The organism is Candidatus Thiodiazotropha endoloripes, assembly GCF_001708965.1.
In the GTDB taxonomy this organism is placed as follows: domain Bacteria; phylum Pseudomonadota; class Gammaproteobacteria; order Chromatiales; family Chromatiaceae; genus Thiodiazotropha; species Thiodiazotropha endoloripes.
The window spans coordinates 1-17,078 of record NZ_LVJW01000006.1; the positions used below are offsets into that span (position 1 = coordinate 1).

General features: G+C 46.3%; 9 protein-coding genes. 8 read left to right on the top strand and 1 reads right to left on the bottom strand.

Annotation, left to right across the window (positions count from 1 at the left end):
• Positions 1 to 1,848: VCBS domain-containing protein (locus A3193_RS10680; RefSeq protein WP_201258784.1), on the bottom strand; the 1,848-nt coding region annotated here is incomplete at its 3' end.
• Between the two features lie 217 nt (positions 1,849 to 2,065).
• Here A3193_RS10680 and A3193_RS10685 point away from each other — a divergent pair.
• The 8 genes from A3193_RS10685 to A3193_RS10720 all read left to right on the top strand — a co-directional run bounded on the left by A3193_RS10685 (position 2,066) and on the right by A3193_RS10720 (position 17,045).
• On the top strand, positions 2,066 to 3,739 hold the full coding sequence (locus tag A3193_RS10685; protein ID WP_083218732.1) for a peptidase domain-containing ABC transporter: 1,674 nt from the start codon (positions 2,066 to 2,068) through the stop codon (positions 3,737 to 3,739).
• Complete coding sequence (locus A3193_RS10690; RefSeq protein WP_083218733.1) at positions 3,736 to 5,895, top strand: peptidase domain-containing ABC transporter; 2,160 nt, start codon at positions 3,736 to 3,738, stop codon at positions 5,893 to 5,895. Before A3193_RS10685 ends, A3193_RS10690 begins: the two co-directional genes overlap by 4 nt.
• The gene (locus tag A3193_RS10695; RefSeq protein WP_069006104.1) at positions 5,892 to 7,247 is read left to right on the top strand and encodes an HlyD family type I secretion periplasmic adaptor subunit; all 1,356 of its coding nucleotides are present in this window, start codon (positions 5,892 to 5,894) and stop codon (positions 7,245 to 7,247) included. The genes A3193_RS10690 and A3193_RS10695 overlap by 4 nt, the downstream gene beginning before the upstream one ends.
• Positions 7,248 to 7,727: 480 nt before the next feature.
• Positions 7,728 to 9,284 carry a SulP family inorganic anion transporter gene (locus tag A3193_RS10700; RefSeq protein WP_069006105.1) on the top strand — a complete coding sequence of 519 codons (1,557 nt, stop codon included), beginning with the start codon at positions 7,728 to 7,730 and terminating at the stop codon, positions 9,282 to 9,284.
• A 275-nt stretch (positions 9,285 to 9,559) separates the two neighbouring features.
• Positions 9,560 to 10,438 carry a phosphate/phosphite/phosphonate ABC transporter substrate-binding protein gene (locus A3193_RS10705; protein WP_069014784.1) on the top strand — a complete coding sequence of 293 codons (879 nt, stop codon included), beginning with the start codon at positions 9,560 to 9,562 and terminating at the stop codon, positions 10,436 to 10,438.
• A complete protein-coding gene (locus tag A3193_RS10710) occupies positions 10,428 to 12,932 on the top strand; it encodes an EAL domain-containing protein (protein ID WP_069014785.1) in 2,505 nt (834 codons plus the stop codon). The genes A3193_RS10705 and A3193_RS10710 overlap by 11 nt, the downstream gene beginning before the upstream one ends.
• 722 nt (positions 12,933 to 13,654) lie before the next feature.
• The gene (locus tag A3193_RS10715; RefSeq protein ID WP_069014786.1) at positions 13,655 to 14,128 is read left to right on the top strand and encodes a hypothetical protein; all 474 of its coding nucleotides are present in this window, start codon (positions 13,655 to 13,657) and stop codon (positions 14,126 to 14,128) included.
• Between the two features lie 577 nt (positions 14,129 to 14,705).
• The gene (locus A3193_RS10720; protein ID WP_069014787.1) at positions 14,706 to 17,045 is read left to right on the top strand and encodes a response regulator; all 2,340 of its coding nucleotides are present in this window, start codon (positions 14,706 to 14,708) and stop codon (positions 17,043 to 17,045) included.
• Positions 17,046 to 17,078 lie beyond the last annotated feature (33 nt).

Sequence of the window (17,078 nt, forward strand, 5' to 3'; positions counted from 1 at the left end):
TGAAGTGGCAAAACTGAGAGACGCACCTTCGGCAAGGTCAACATCACTGGCTTGTAACTGACCGTTAACCAAACCACCTTCGTCCGCCGAGATCTCTTGGGCCTCTGCAACTGGATTATCATTCGTGCCAGTGACGGTAATCGTCAGTGTGGTTTCAGCTGTGGCGCCCTGGTCATCGGTGACTGTCACAGGGACTTCTATGATTTCAGTATCACCCTCTCCAAGTGATTGATAAGAGGAAGCATCGAAATTGTAAGAGCCATCCTCATTCAAAGTCAGGCCATCAACTTCTGATGATGTGGTAAAACTCAGAGCCGCACCTTCCGCCAGATCAACATCATTGGCTTGCAACTGGCCGCTGACCAAACCGCCCTCTTCCGCCGAGACCTCTTGGGCTTCTGCAACTGGCGTATCATTGGTACCGGTAATTGTTATTTGTAGTATTGTATGTGCAGTACCGCCATGATCATCGGTTACCGTTATCGGTATATCGAGTATTTGATTCTGTCCGGCTTCAAGGCTATTGTAGTTTTCCGCTGTGAAACTGTAGTGACCATTCTGACTAAGAATAAACCCGGGCGGAAGATCATTTCCTTCAGATACAGCGTATGTCAGAACTGAGTTGTCATCCACATCCGTTGCAAGAATCTCTCCTTCAATAGCTGATGCTCCTTCCGTAATCTCAGCACTCTGCCCCATCTCCACAATGGGCAGATCATTGCTTCCATGAACAACTACCTGAATCTCAGTAGTCGTCACCTCACCCTGATCCGTGGTGATTTTGACCGGTATAATTAATGTCTGACTATCACCCACGCCAAGATGTTGATACGCCTCATGAGTAACATCCAGGTCGTAACTGCCATCTTCATGGAGCACAAAACCAACAGGTGCCTCTGTTTCATCAAGTAGTGAATAGGTTAAACTCTCATCAGGTTCCGGCTCTTGATGGGGCAATGAATCACTTTCTTCAGTGATTGGACCTGCCTCTTCTTCCGGCACACCCAAAATGATGACTGCTTCCTCGGTGGTGAAATCAACATTGACGACAACCGTTTCCTGACGCGTATTCCCTGATCTGTCGGTAATCTGAAAGGTCAAGCTATGATATGAGGATTGGGTTGTGTCAAAATTGACACCTGGTTTGATCAATATCTGATTATCCACCAGCTCGAAATAATCACTACCTGAACCAATTAACTCGTAACTGTAATCCCTCTCATTTTGTGAGTTTGCCAACATCAAGTTGGCAACCACCAACTCTTGGTCACCTCCATCAGCTGATGACACTTCCGCTGCTTCGTCTGGAATTGTTTCCTGAGCGGTGGGATCCAGCTTTTTCACATCATAGTTTGGTTCCGGTTTTTCAATACCAAGGGAAACCGTGGCTGGGGCGTTTTCAGTGGATGGGTCCACTGAAGGATGAGATTCCTGTTGTGCCTGATTGTGCAGGCCATACGCGTGTTGTGTTCGGCCACCTGCTAAAACTGACGAAGTGGTCGGCTCATCATCACGGCTGACAGTGGGGGCCGATTTGGGAACTCTACTCTCATCCCCTCGTGATGGATTACTATTCTCATCAAATACAGGCTCACTATCTAAGGGAGGTACTAATTTTCCCGTCGTGGAATCTGCCGCTTCTTCGGCCTCTCTACTCAGCTTGTCATCGGCTTTTTCAGCCATTGCAACATCAGTCTGAGCCACCTCGTGATGATCACTGCCCAGGACATCATCCGCCTCCAGGTCTTTACGATTACCTTCTTTCGCAATATCCCGCTCAAACAGCTCCTTTGTCGCTTTCTCCCGCTCTTCCAGTGAACCCGTGTTTTCACTGTTTTTGTCAGCCATGGTGCCTCTCTGGTAAGGAATTAATTTCCCGATGCTGAATATTTCTTGATTCTAAAGCCTGTCAACAGGTTATCGGCAAGCAATTGAAAAACCTTGCGCGAGGATCCGTGCTCTATTAAATAAATTCCTGAAGCAGTCGATATCTGTAGTGTCACTCCTGACTAAAACACAACCAATAGCCGGCTGTATGGCTGAACTGCCTTGATAATTGATAAATATGACTAGTTCATCCGGTTTCACAATTCCACGCGGTTGGCGAAGACCCGATGTGCTGCTGGCATCGCTGGGCATCAATACCCTTGCCCTCGCCATGCCCATGGTGGTTCTGCAGGTTTATGATCGCATCATCCCTCATCAGGCGATGGGAACTTTCATGGCATTGATGATCGGAATGCTGGGTGTGGTCGTTTTAGAGGCGTTGTTGAGAATTTTCAGGTCAGCAATTCTTGCCTGGAGCGGTGCACGTTTTGAGCACAGGGAGAGCATGGATGCGATGCACCGGGTGCTGCATACCGACACGCTCGTCTTCAACCGGGAGACCAGTGGGGATTATCTCACTCGTCTGCAGTCAGTCGAAGAGATCAATCAATTCTATTCCGGGCAATCCATGCTGCTGCTGATGGATTTCCCCTTCGTAGTTCTCTTTTTGTCATTAATCTGGTTTATCAGTGGTGAACTGGTACAGATCCCAATCCTGCTGCTGACCATTTTCGCATTGATTTCCATTATGCTGGGAAGACAGCTGCATAACGCTCTCAAGGCCAGAAACACCACCGACTCTCGGAGACAGAACTTTTTAATCGAAGTTCTGAGCGGTATCCATACTGTGAAATCCATGGCCATGGAGGCATTGATGCTGCGTCGATATGAGCGATTACAAGCACAATCAGCTGAGAGTATTCGTAAACTGGCGCATATCAACAGCGTGGTACAGGGGTTTGGCAGTACTTTTTCACAAGTCGCCATGGTCAGTTTCGTCAGTTTTGGCAGCCTTTCTGTGATTTCCGGTGATCTGACTGTCGGTGCACTCGCTGCCGGAACCATGCTCACCGGCCGGGTACTGCAGCCAGGCCTGAAAGCGATGGGACTGTGGACCCAGTTTCAGAGTGTTCGTCTGTCACTTGATCGACGTCAGGAAATCGATCGAATGCCTGCCGAAATCTCCGGTGAGTATGACGGGCCGGAGCCGCTGCACGGTGATATCAAAGTAGAGGGCATTCACTTCCGCTACCCTGGCCAGGAACAGTGGTTACTGGAGGACCTGTCGCTCGAGGTTCCTGCGGGGGGATCAGTCGGAATTACCGGTAACAATGGGACTGGAAAAAGCACACTGATATCCATCATGACCGGATTCATGCACCCACAACAGGGGGAAGTTCTACTCGACAGCCGCAACATCAAGACCTATCGACAGGAGTTTTTACGGCAACAGATAGGTTTCATGCCTCAACACGGAATGCTCTATGAAGGCACGATTCTCGAGAACATGACCCTGTTCCGTGAAGGGGAAGCCATTGATCAGGCTATGGAACTATCCAGAGAGCTGGGTTTAGGCGAGATCATCGCACGCATGCCTGATGGACTGGATACCCAGATCGGCGGTTCAGCAGTGAACTCCCTGTCTGAGGGCGTCAGACAGAAAATCGTGATGGTACGCTCATTGATAGGCCATCCCAACATCATTCTGTTTGATGACGCAAATGCAAACTTCGATATCAAAAATGATGCGAAATTGATGGCTCTGATAAAAAAAATGAAGGGTAGCCGTACCCTGGTCATCGTGTCACACCGCCCCTCATTCCTGCGTATTTGCGACAAACAGTTTGAATTGCGAGACGGGCAGCTTCATGAGCAGCAGCAGCGCAAACTTAAAATGGTATTCAAAAAATGAGCGGTGCAAAGCAAAAGCCGATTCTCAGTGAAGTACTTGCCGATGCGCTCAGACATAACCGGCTGGATGATATTCATCTGGATTCCCCCTTTGCCGCCAGTCTGATGCCACTGCTCAAAGCCTTGGGCTGGCACCACTATGCCCGTGAACTGATCGAGGCACTCCCCCACTTCACAGACACCATCGACCTGGTCGACCTGCGTAACATTCTGGTCAATCTCGGTTATGAAAGCAGTGTTGAGAAAATCAATCTTCGAGATATCCGCGAGGAGCTCTACCCATGCCTGTTTTTAGGCCGTAAAGGGGAAATCCTGGTACTTGAAGAGCATCACAAAGATACCATCAGCTTCTATGATGCCAATAGCGGTGAACATAAGACACATCCGGTAAAATCCCTGAAGGGTACTGCCTACTACTTCACCGATACCCACAATCCACATGGATTTGTTGAGACCGAATCGAGACAGGCCTGGTTTGCAAGGTTGATGCGACGCTTTCAGGGTCTTACCTGGCATCTGCTTTCAATGAGTTTTTTGATCAACCTGGTTGCAATGGCTGTACCGCTATTCATCATGCTGGTCTATGACAAGGTAATCGGTGCAAAATCGGTCGATGCCCTTCCCTGGATGGTAGCCGGAATCGGCTCAGCACTGCTCGCTGATATGGCATTGCGTTATCTACGTGCTCGCGTCATTGGTAATATTGCCGGCCGTCTTGACTATTTGATCGGTGTCGAAACCTTTAAACAGATTCTGCACCTGCCACCGCTGTTCACTGAGCGTTCAACCATGGCGGCTCAACTCTCCAGACTGAAACAGTTTGACTCGGTACGTGACTTTTTCACCGGCCCGAATGCCACACTGATCCTGGAATTGCCGTTTGTGCTGATGTTTGTCATTGTGATCGGCTTCATCGCCGGACCGGTAGCACTTGTACCGGTTGTGATGCTGATTATCTACGCCGCCTTTGGTGCACTCTGGTTACCCGCAAGCGCTCACCGGGTCACCCATGCATCGTCTTCCCGTACGGATAAACAGCGTATGCAGATACAGACATTGAACGGACGCTACGAAATCAAGGGCGTTGGCGGGGAAACCACCTGGTGGGAACGCTATCGGGAATTTTCAGGCGAAGCGGTGACTGCCAACTATCGTACTACCGTATCGAATGCAGTCATCAATTCATTTGCGCAAGGCGCAATGAGTCTATCGGGTGTTGCCGTGCTCGCCATCGGTACCTACATGGTGATCGAGGGTTCCATGAGTATCGGAGCGCTGATTGCCACCATGGCGTTGATCTGGAGGGTTCTGGCGCCGTTACAGAGCGCCTTTCTCAGTTTCAGCCGTTTCGAACAGGTCTCCAAAACCATACAGCAGATCAACCAGTTGATGAAACTCGATGTGGAACGACATAGCGGCCGATCAGCGTTGATGCTTACCGAGCTGAAGGGGCGTATCAATATCGACCGAGTCAGCTTCCGCTATGGACCGAATTATGATCCGGCACTGCTTGGAATTTCGGTACATGTTGAGCCTGGTGAGATGCTTGCGATTATGGGTGAAACTGGATCAGGTAAATCCACATTGACTAAACTCATTGCCGGTATGTACAGACCACAAGCCGGCTCACTCTCGATCGATGAATTTGACATCAGGCAACTCAATGCCATGGACCTGCGTCGTGCCATTGCGTATGTACCGCAGAACCCACATTTTTTCCACGGCACGGTCGCACAGAATCTGCGGCTCAACAATGTACTGGCAACAGATGATGAACTGCGGCAAGCCTGCTCACAGGCAGGCATTCTCGAAGAGATCGAACAACTGCCAAAGGGATTCAACACCCGCATCGGTGACAACACAACAGAGCATTTACCACCTGGCCTGACCCGAGGTCTGTCTATGGCAAGAGCTTTTTTACGTTCAGCCCCGATTATTCTGCTTGATGAACCAGGCGCCTCTCTGGATATCGAGAGTGATGAACGCTTTATGCAGCAGATTAAAAAACTGAAAGGGAAAAAGACCATTATCATGGTCACCCACAGACCCAGCCATGTAAGACTGGCTGATAAAGTCATTGTACTGGATCAGGGTTCCGAGGTTTTTGCCGGTGATCCGGACAAAGCGATCCAACTGGTTTTGGAGAGTGTGGCATGAAAGAAGACAGCATCGTTTTTGCTCAGGAAAGTACGGCAGGATTACCCAGAGCAAGAGCACACTACCTGGCACAAGCCATCAAGCTGGAAGAGGTGACCCCTTCCCGCACACTCAGTGCCGCTATCGTTGTCAGTATTTTTCTATTTGTCTCTCTACTCTTCTGGGGAGCACAGACCAGGATCAGTGAGGTCGCCATAGCCAAGGGTGAAGTCATACCTTCAGATCTGATTATAAATATTCAACATCTTGAAGGAGGTATCGTCAGACAGCTGAATGTTCGTAATGGGGATCAGGTGGAACAAGGTGATACTCTTGTCAACTTCTCTCCATCATCATCTCAGTCGGAACTGCAGCAGATGTTGACCCGCAAAGCCAGTTTGCAATTGCAGGGAGAGCGACTGCAGGCGTTGGTGGAAAATCGTGATCCGGACTTCAGCAATCTGCAAAGTGAACACCCTGATCTTGCAGCCAAGCAGAAAACCATATACCTGGCACAAGTGAATGGCCTGGAGAGTGAGCTTGCGGTGATTGAAAGCCAGATCAGCCAGCGAAAGAATCAACTGACCCGTCAACGGAATCAGGTCAAAGCTCTGCGTAAAGAGTTGACTATCTACAAAGAGCAGGTCTCGATCAGACAATCTCTAGCGAAGAAAGGTACGGTTTCACGTACAGAGCTGCTCAGTGCACGCTCTCGCCTGGCAGAAGCTGAAAGTGAACTGAGAAAAACCGTAGATGGCATTGCTGTTGCCAAAACGGAACTGGAAGAGAGCAAACAACGCAAACTGGAGCTGTTCAGCAGACACAACAAAGAGATCGAATTGGAAGCCGGAAGCGTTGCATCGGAGCTGGCGGAAGTGGAAGGTACTTTGATCCGTTTGCGCGATCGTTTTGATCGACTGCAGGTAAAGGCACCCATTGACGGTATCGTTAAAAGTTTGACGATAAACAGTAACAACACTGTAGTTGCACCCGGCGAAGTGATCATGCAGCTGGTACCGGTTAAAAACGAATTGATCGTTGAGGCAAAAATCCTCCCCCAGGATATCGGGCATGTTCATATCGAACAGTCTGCGGAATTAAAATTTACCAGCTACGATTCATCCCGCTTCGGCAGCCTGCAGGGCAAGGTACACAAGATTTCCGCCTCCACCTACCTCGATCAGGAACAGAACCCCTACTATCGGGCTGAAGTCATTCTTGACCGTAACTATCTGGGCAGCAATCCCGAACAGCTGAAGATTCTGCCAGGCATGACCGTCACGGCGGAAATACGCACTGGAGAAAAAACCATTCTGGACTACCTCATGCGACCAGTCAGCCGAGGCATGGACAGCGCTTTCAGAGAGCGCTGAGCATTAGAATTTGTTACCTGCTGCTTGCCTGGCTTTCTCAATTGAAAATTGCCAACCTGGTGGATGCCAGGATGAAGAAAGACCAGTCATAGGGTCTTCTGCCGATACCGATTTGGTAGATTTGCCTGGAACCCTGATTATTCCACGACTTTCAATAAGAATCCCATTTGTTTATTACTCTGATCTGATAAGACGAGCGGATACCAGGAGTGCTCTGCAGACACCAATTGACTGCCTGCAGTTTCACGTTAACGAAGCAGACTAACAAATTAAAAAGGATTTCATGGATTTTGCTGTTGGCCCCTCTCTGTGCCTCGTTTCGATCACCCGCTCACGCACAACAGATCAGGTAGAGCTACAGCCTGACGACATCTGAGACAAATGAGAGGTTAAACACGAAATAGATCCATTTTGAGGTTACCTACATTAGTTTTTCCTGATATACTTCTAAGCTTTTTGCCGACCCTCAAGAGAAAACAGATGTTTCAGCTGACCTGCCCGGGAAAACAGTGTGTTAAGAACGATGTGCTGTCTGGCCTGACCGTAGCCCTAGCCCTTGTCCCGGAAGCGGTGGCATTTGCATTCGTTGCCGGCGTGACTCCCCTCACAGGCCTCTACGCCGCCTTCATGATGGGCATCATCACCGCCATCATCGGAGGTCGCCCCGGCATGATCTCCGGTGCTACCGGAGCCATGGCCGTGGTAATGGTAGCCCTGGTGGCTGAACACGGGGTTGAATATCTGTTTGCTGCAGTCCTGCTTGCCGGCTTGATTCAGATTGGTGCGGGCATACTCCGGCTGGGCAAGTTCATCCGGTTGGTGCCCCACCCCGTCATGCTCGGCTTTGTCAACGGGCTGGCGATCGTGATCTTTCTTGCTCAGCTAAAACAGTTCCAAGTTCCTGATATGGAAGGGAATATGGAATGGCTATCAGGAGCATCCCTATGGACCATGCTAGGCCTGATCGGGCTCACCATGGCGATTATTCACTATCTCCCCAAGCTGACTTCCGCGATTCCTGCTTCACTGGTTGCCATTGTCACGATCACTCTGCTGGTAACCCTGTTCGACCTGGATGCAAGGACGGTGCAGGATGTTCTGCAGGACCTGTCTGGAGATCCGAACGCCACCATCGCAGGGGGGCTCCCCTCTTTCCATATCCCGATGGTTCCTCTGACCCTTGAGACCCTGCATATCATTCTGCCCTATGCCGTAATTCTCGCCGGCGTCGGTCTGATCGAGTCCCTGTTGACCATGACTCTGATTGACGAACTTACAGAAACCAGAGGGCGGGGAAACAGGGAGTGTATCGGTCAGGGCGTTGGTAACACGGTAAACGGTTTGTTCGGAGGCATGGGCGGTTGTGCCATGATCGGTCAAAGTATGATCAACATCAATTCCGGAGGACGTGGACGACTTTCCGGAATTGCCGCCGCACTTTTCCTACTGCTGTTCATTCTGGTGGGATCGAGCCTGATCGAAGTAATCCCGATAGCAGCACTCGTTGGTGTCATGTTTATCGTAGTCTTGGGTACTTTTGAGTGGGCGAGCTTTCGACTGCTCGGTAGAATCCCAATCGCTGACACCTTTGTTGGTATTTTGGTTGCCGTTGTCACTGTACTGACCGATCTGGCCATTGCCGTAGTGGTCGGTGTGATTGTTTCAGCCCTGGTATTCGCCTGGCAGCACGCGAAACAGATGATTGCCGAGATCAGAACTGATCAGTATGGCATCAAATACTACCACCTGAATGGTCCGCTATTTTTCGGCTCTGTTCAGAATTTCGCAGACCTGTTCGATCCAAAGAGTGATCCCCAGGAGGTTATCGTTGACTTTGCAAACGCCCGGGTGTTCGACCACTCAGGCCTTGAAGCCATTGATAGCCTTGCAGAGCGTTACATGCGCGAACAGAAAACCCTGCACATCCGTCACCTCAGTCAGGAGTGTCAGAATTTACTGGTTAAGGCCGGGGACCTGGTTGAGGTCAATATGATGGAGGATCCTGTCTATAAAGTGGCGGATGATCGCCTGGGATGATATCGACAGCCACCAGCCCAACAACGCTCCCCCAAGACACCATGGATGGTTTTATCTTTATTATCTGATAGTTACACTCTTTTTGCGCTCACTGTATTATTTAATGATATCGACTACTATTTGAAATATAGCCAGTTTTGGTCAGTCGGAGAAGCAGGAAATATTAAAAAATATCCTGTTTATACATTAAGTTACCTGCATTCCGGCCGCTAACCACTGACTAGAGTGTCTATTCTAGTAAGAGCGAGCCACCATCGGACTTATTGATTGCTCCCATGGAACATATAGCCGAAACAAAACACCTTGTTCGTTATGCCCGCCAAGCGATCGTTGTCCTATTGCTTGTTTGTTGTGAATTTCTAAATTCCGCCCTGGCCGACCCACTGGTGGTTGGGATTTTTCCCAGACGGGATGCAGCGGTCACTGCAAAGTTATTTCGCCCCCTTACCCAACATTTGGAAAAGCAGCTTGATCGACAGGTAAGGCTGGAACTCTCCCCTACATTTGATGTATTTCTGAAACGTCTGAAAGAGAGGCGTTACGACCTAGTCCATCTCAATCAGTTTGAGTACATCAATGCCAATAAGGAACTTGGCTACATTGTCATAGCACAGAATGAAGAGTTTGGTGAGCGTACGATTCGAGGTGCGATATTTGTCAGGAAAGATTCCGGTATCAGTGATATCAACCAGTTGAAGGAGAAGAAAATCCTCTTTGGCGGTGGACCGAGGGCAATGATGAGTTATATCGTACCTACCTATCTGTTAAGACAGAGGGGACTGAAGGAAAGAGACTATAGCGAAATATATGCTTCCAACCCACCGAATGCCGTATTGGCCACATTTCAGAAACAGGCTGATGCTGGCGGAGCAGGTGAAGTAGTAGCCCGCTTACCTTTGGTTAAAAACAAGATCGATGTCAGTGAATTGACAACACTTGCCGTTAGCAAGCCACTACCACATCTTCCTTGGGCAGTGAAACAGGAGATGGATGAAGATCTGAAAAGCAAAATAACGGATCTACTTCTGGGGCTTAAAAATAGTGCTGAAGGTAAAAATATTCTTAAATCTGCACGACTCAGTGCAATAAATACTGCATCAGACGCAGAGTATGACTCACACCGTGTAATTATTGATTTTGTCTATGCCAATTGAAGTTATTAGAGAGAATTCAGATTCTGGAAGCCCTACTTTCAACGGAAGATTACGTCTAAGGTTTTTGAGTTGGATTAGTATAATTTTGATAATCACGCTTGGTGGCGCGACATACTATATCTATAACACTCAGCAAACACACCTTGAATACAGCCTGAAAAATAAAGCTTATGCTATCGGGCAATTTATTGCATTGATCAGCCCGGACGCCATTTACAGCTATGACGTGACAACGCTGGACAGCTTTGTAGAGCAAATTTCCAATGATGTTGATGTACGATACGCTCAGATTATAACCCTTGAAAATGTACCGGTAACCACTTATTTGCCCGAAGACATCGATCCGAAAACGATTGCAAGCTGGATTTCAGACAATCCAGGCCAGGTTCAATTTAAGAGCAGTCAGGATACAAACTCGATCACTTTAAAATTCCCAATAAATGATGGAGAGATAAACCTTGGCTGGCTGGTCATAGGCCTCAACACGAGCAGGATAGAGTACATAACACAAACCGCAACTGTTTTCCTGATTGAGATATATACAATCATCGTTCTCATCTTAGGTTCAGTAATATTTATAGTGTTCAAGATGCAGGTACTTAATCCTGTGAATGCATTAACCACCGGCGCCACACGCGTAGCTGTTGGAAAACTTGATCAGGATGTTCCGATTATTTCAGATGACGAACTTGGTCGTTTAGCCCACAGTTTTAACACGATGCAGCGTGAGATCAAGACAGACAGAGAGATATTGATCGGCTTCAACAAACAACTCGAAGAAGAAATTGAGTACAGACAAAAAGCTTCAGAAGAGTTAAAGAAACTCTCCATGGCCGTTGAGCAAAGCCCTGCATCTGTTGTTATAACCGACACCAAAGGATTGATCGAATATGTCAATCCCAAGTATACCGAGATCAGCGGTTACTCTGCGAAGGAGGTTATTGGCAATCCGACCAAACAACTTGGTGCAGACGTGGAAGATGGCGCACTATTAAAAGATATCTGGAGCACTATTGAAAAAGGCAAAGTGTGGACTGGAGAATTCTGTACTAAAAGAAAGAATGGTACCGTCTATTGGGAATCGGCTGTAATCGCACCTATACGTGATAACAACAATATCACTACCCACTATCTCACCGTTAAAGAGGATATAACCCAGAGAAAAGCAATTGAAGACAAGCTTTTGGAGCAGGCCACTCATGATCAGCTGACCAAGTTACCTAACAGGTTTCTTGCCTTTGACCGGCTTGAACAGTTGATCCAACATGCAGAACGTAATAAGACCCATGTTGCCGTCATCTATATTGATCTTGATAATTTCAAAAATGTAAATGATTCATTAGGGCACTCTGTTGGTGATGAACTATTGATTCTGCTATCCAAGCGTATCAACGACCAGTTAAGAAAACAGGACACTTTGGCCAGACTTGGTGGTGATGAGTTTTTAGCACTTATCCCGGATCTTAACGACCTGTCTACCGATCTGGAAAAGGTCGTTACCAGGCTTCTTTCAACGACAGAATCTCCTGTCGAACTTCATAACCACCAACTCAATATAACATCCAGCCTGGGTATTGCCGTTTACCCGGATGATGGAACCACGGTTTCTGCCCTGATGAGTAATGCTGATATAGCCATGTATGACGCAAAACACGCGGGTAGGAACACATTCCGCTTTTTTACCAAAGACCTGAACAACAAGATCAGTGAAAAAATAGCCCTTGAGACTGAACTCAGCCAAGCGCTTGAGTTAAATGAGTTGTATCCAGTTTATCAACCAATACTCGATATCGCACAACAGGAACTGGTTGGCGCGGAAGTTCTTCTGCGCTGGAAAAACCCACAACTTGGAATAGTACCACCATCTGAGTTTATTCCAGTAGCAGAACAATCCGGACTGATTCGGCCTATTACTGATTGGCTATTTCAGAGAATACTCGATGATGTCAATGTATGGAGCAACAAGCCTGATAACTTTTGGCTATCTGTAAATGTACCACCGAACTACTTTTGTGATACCTCTTTCAGCAAAGCGATCTCCCGCATCAACCAACAAGCCGAAAACGCAGGAATCAGACTCTGCATCGAAATCACGGAAAATCTGCTCCTACAAGGTGATAGCAATGTACTTAATATATTTGAACACTTAAGTTCGTTAGGAATAGAGTCAGCAATTGATGACTTTGGTACCGGTTACTCATCGCTTGCCTATATCAAGAAATTTCCTTTGAATCATTTAAAAATCGACAGGTCCTTCGTCAAAGGCCTGCCTCATGATGAGGATGATCGGGCATTGACTGAAATTATTGTTCTGATGAGTAAGAAATTTGGAATTTCCGTCATTGCCGAAGGTGTCGAAACTGAAGATCAAGCAGATTTCTTGAACTCCCTGGATATCAAATATGCGCAGGGTTTCTTATATGCAAAACCCATGGTATCTATGAGTTTCAACGAATATCTGAGTGATCATTACAGTCCAGTACCGACACCCTGATATCAAACAGCTTATTGCCTCAGTACGTTTACATTTACTGATAGACAGGTGTAAGCCATAAGTTTGATAATACTCAGGTTGATAGTTCAGGGTATCCATTAGATCAATCATGAATTCCATCTCTTCAACATCATATTTTCCCAATCATCAAACCCCATGGACTCCAGTACACAAGAGCCTTTATTATTGCTTGTATTGTTAACAGATGCTGGCTCAACCGAATTCTATGTTGTTTTAAATGCGGTCCGATCAGCAATGTGTGATGCATGACATTTATCTGACTTCTCGCCGATACCCTGAGGTTATGTTTTGTTAAACTTGATAGAGAATGGTAAGCCTCGACCAGTCTGTTGCACTCAAGTCAAATATTGAGAGGTCTATTCCTGATACTCTTTAGGAAATTATCTCGTTTGCTGCCATCGGTAAAATATCATTATGTTCAAATTTTCTCAGTTCATATAATCTTTTCCAATATTACAAGCACCTATACCAGCCTACTGATCAACACTCCTTCTTGTCTTGCGGTGGAGTCAGAATTGTATTGGGTTCGACTCACTATTGAATTGAAAATCAGTCAGATGACCCATAATCCTCTAGCTGAAAATAATAAATTTTGTTAATTTTACAACTATTTAGATTAACTTAATTGATTTTCAGTGTATAAACCCTATGTCGATTTATACTTGAGACTAACCATTCCATTTCATTTGGAGGATACAGACATGGGAAGATACAAAACTATTTTTCTATCAATTTGCTTTCTAGGTATCGGTGCCTGCAGTCAGTCTTCAGACGCTGATAAGAGCACAGCGCCCGCTCAGGAGGGTTCGAACAAATCAGTTACGGATAAGATCGTAGAAACAAGCAAGGACACATGGGAAAAAACCAAACAGATGAGTAAAGATGCGACAAACACAGTCGTCGACAGCAGCAAGGAAGTCTATGAAGATGCAAAACAGATGGGTAGTGATGCAGCAGAGACAGTCAGCGATAAATCGAAGGAGCTCTACGAAAACACGAAGCAGACGGCTTCTGAGATTGGCACTACTGTCAAACAAGAGACGAGCGAAATGATGTCAACTGCCAGCAAGGAGAGTGGTGAAGCTTATGAAGCCGCAAAGGGTAAAACAGATGAACTCTATGAGGCTGGCAAGGAAAAAGGAAGTGAAGTAATCGACTCGATGAATAAAGAGTAGACAGATTTTGATTCGAGCCATCAATTAATCAGCTACATTTCCACCTCCAATCAATCCTTCTATGCCCTCTCTTAAAGAGAGGGCTCTATTTTAGCTAACATCAACCTAGGGCCTGTTAACACTAATCCAATAGGCCCTGTTGTGCCTGAAAAAGCGTCAATCAAGGCGTGAGGCGCGTAATTTGGTTGTTCCAAATGAGTGACGAGCAACGCCGAGTGGCGCTTTTTCAGGCACAACCCGAAGGGCATGGACTGTTTTTGCACCCAACGGCGTTACCATTCGTTTAGCTAAAGGATCAGTATTTCATCTACTACTTAATCTTGAAGACGCTTCTGTAACTCGTTGATTTGGATTTACTATTAAGGATTTAGAATTAGACTAAATAAATTTAGATACAACCTCCCCGCTCTTCACATGTAGATCACAGATTAAAATCAACTAACCTTCTCATTTCAAAGCACTAACTTGATACGAGTACTGTTATTTATCAATTATATAGAGTATAAATAACCCACTTTTTTTGCAGAAATTCATTAGCTTCCAACAGAAGCGTGAACACTAGACTCTAGAATGGTTCATGGCGATGAACAGAGAGAACGAAAACAATCAGCTTCTGCAGCTATTATCTGAGAATCTACAGCAGCTGAAATCATCATGGCCAATCCTACCCTCAGGTATCTGGAATGCCTCTTCCGTGATGACAGTCCTGAGACATTTAAGTGAACTCACGAGAAAAAGTCGCCAGGCGGGATTGATCAGTATCACTGACATCACCCAATCGATAGACAATATCATCACCAATGTTTACCAAAACGCTCAACAGCCTGTCCCTGCAGATATTGACAGACTAAATCTACTGCTCGATGATTTGCAGCAGAAAATTCATAACATTCACCAACAAAAAGCAACTACCGCTTCCAATCGTCAGATTAACGACCTGATCTATCTGCACAAATCGAATCCCAGTGATAAACTGATTATTGAAGCCATTCAAAATAATGGATGGCAGGTTCTCAGCATTGAGACCATAGAAGAACTGTTTGAAATAAACAGTTTCGAAAAGACCAGGGTTATACTCATTGATACTCAATACCTACAGAGTGTTGACCAGATCAATCAAGTACTCGATCAGCTGTCTGTACAGAAGAAAAACCGTCCCGAACTGATATTTTTGACGCCGGATTGTGATATTGAGATTCGTCTTCAGGTTCTGCGGACCGGCGTCACTCAGTGCTTCACAAAACCCATTAATATCAATGAGTTAATTTCAAGCATCAGCAAGACTGTCTCACCACCGCATGTACCTAGTAAGCGGGTTCTGGTGGTTGAGGACGATGAATCCCAAGCTAATTTTGCCACGGCTCTTCTTAGAAAGGGTGGTTTGAAAACCCTTTCGATCACCAACCCATTAAGTGTTCTCGAAGCTGTACAGGAGTTTCAACCCGATCTGATCCTGATGGATCTCTACATGCCTGGAGCCAATGGTATAGAGCTTACCCAGGTAATACGTGAAAAAGCCGAATTAATGCCTATTCCAATCGTCTTTCTCTCCGGAGAAGATGATATGGAGAAAAAGCTACTCGCACTGCATTCAGGTGCTGATGATTTCTTAACCAAACCTGTCAGGCCTCAGCACTTGCTAGCGACAGTGAAAACCCGGATCAACAGAGCTGAAGTGGTTTTTACCGCAGGCGGTAAAGGTTATATCGACCACTCAACAGGCTTAGAGACCAGAAAAATACTGTTACGCACTCTCGATTGCTGTATCCAGCAGTATCCGGCAAACGACATTGCCCACGGCATCATTTCGATCAGATTTTCTGACCCAGAGCAACATAGTCATAGTGAGATTTACACCACGGTACTGCTTGAAATCGTAAAAGTACTGAATACCACGCTCGATGCCAATGACAAAATTGCCCGCACATCGGTAACCAGCATAGGAATGTTGATTGTACGTGAAAGCACTACAGCCATCGAACAATTCAGTACAACAATTTATAACCTTATCAAGGAGATCCTGAAAAAATCTTCAACCGAGTCCGGTTTCGATAAATTTGGTATCGGCTTGGCATATGTCGATAACACTCAGGAAGATACCGATGCCTATCTGCTGCATGCTGAAACTGCCTCGCTTAACGCGTATCGTCAGCAAGCCAGTGGCTATCTTACTCATCAGGATCAACCTGAAATATTGGAAACGGATGACAAATCCCCAGATCAGTTCCAACAGCAACAGTTCAGTAATGCTCTTCTAACCAATCTTATTGAGTTCAAGGAACAGATCTTCAGTGCTACTGACCAGAGCGGCAATCAGGTTATTGAGCTCATCCCCAGGCCTGCGCCTGCAACTGATATTCTATTGATTTCTGACAATATATTTTTAACTGCAGAGCAATATCAATTAAGTGACAAGCTCGACCAGTATATCTGTCAATACGGATTGAATCTATTGGCTAAAACAGCACTGAGCGGATCAGCAAAGAAGATATTATTACCAATATCCGCTCATGCAATCCATAACGATACATTTATCGACTTTCTGAAGTCTGAATTGCGTCGACTGCAGATGGTTGGCACCGGCCTGATTATGGAATTCAACCTGCCAGCACTTGCAAAGGATCTAAAAAAGGCCCGTCATCTCTTCGGCGAACTGTCATCATTAGGTATCGATACACTACTCGCCAACTTTGCCTGCAATGAAACAGCCTATAAGGTTCTTGCCTACCTGAATGCTGATGGTGTACGCCCCCATTTCACACTTCTAAAGGCCGATTTTGAAAAAATCAATGATATTGCCACTCAGATTCATTCACTAAACGCAAAGATCATTTTGCAACGCGTTGATAATTTCGATCAAGTCAGTCTGGACTGGTCTGAAGCTGCCGACTATGTTCAATCAAGTTATGACTTTTAGCATCTGTTAAAACTGATTTTATACAGATTTCAC

What these genes read in the sequence shown, in the direction of transcription:
- A3193_RS10685 (WP_083218732.1), top strand. Translation starts at nt 2,066, where the DNA reads ATGACTAGTTCATCCGGTTTCACAATTCCACGCGGTTGGCGAAGACCC.
- A3193_RS10690 (WP_083218733.1), top strand. Translation starts at nt 3,736, where the DNA reads ATGAGCGGTGCAAAGCAAAAGCCGATTCTCAGTGAAGTACTTGCCGAT.
- A3193_RS10695 (WP_069006104.1), top strand. Translation starts at nt 5,892, where the DNA reads ATGAAAGAAGACAGCATCGTTTTTGCTCAGGAAAGTACGGCAGGATTA.
- A3193_RS10700 (WP_069006105.1), top strand. Translation starts at nt 7,728, where the DNA reads ATGTTTCAGCTGACCTGCCCGGGAAAACAGTGTGTTAAGAACGATGTG.
- A3193_RS10705 (WP_069014784.1), top strand. Translation starts at nt 9,560, where the DNA reads ATGGAACATATAGCCGAAACAAAACACCTTGTTCGTTATGCCCGCCAA.
- A3193_RS10710 (WP_069014785.1), top strand. Translation starts at nt 10,428, where the DNA reads ATGCCAATTGAAGTTATTAGAGAGAATTCAGATTCTGGAAGCCCTACT.
- A3193_RS10715 (WP_069014786.1), top strand. Translation starts at nt 13,655, where the DNA reads ATGGGAAGATACAAAACTATTTTTCTATCAATTTGCTTTCTAGGTATC.
- A3193_RS10720 (WP_069014787.1), top strand. Translation starts at nt 14,706, where the DNA reads ATGGCGATGAACAGAGAGAACGAAAACAATCAGCTTCTGCAGCTATTA.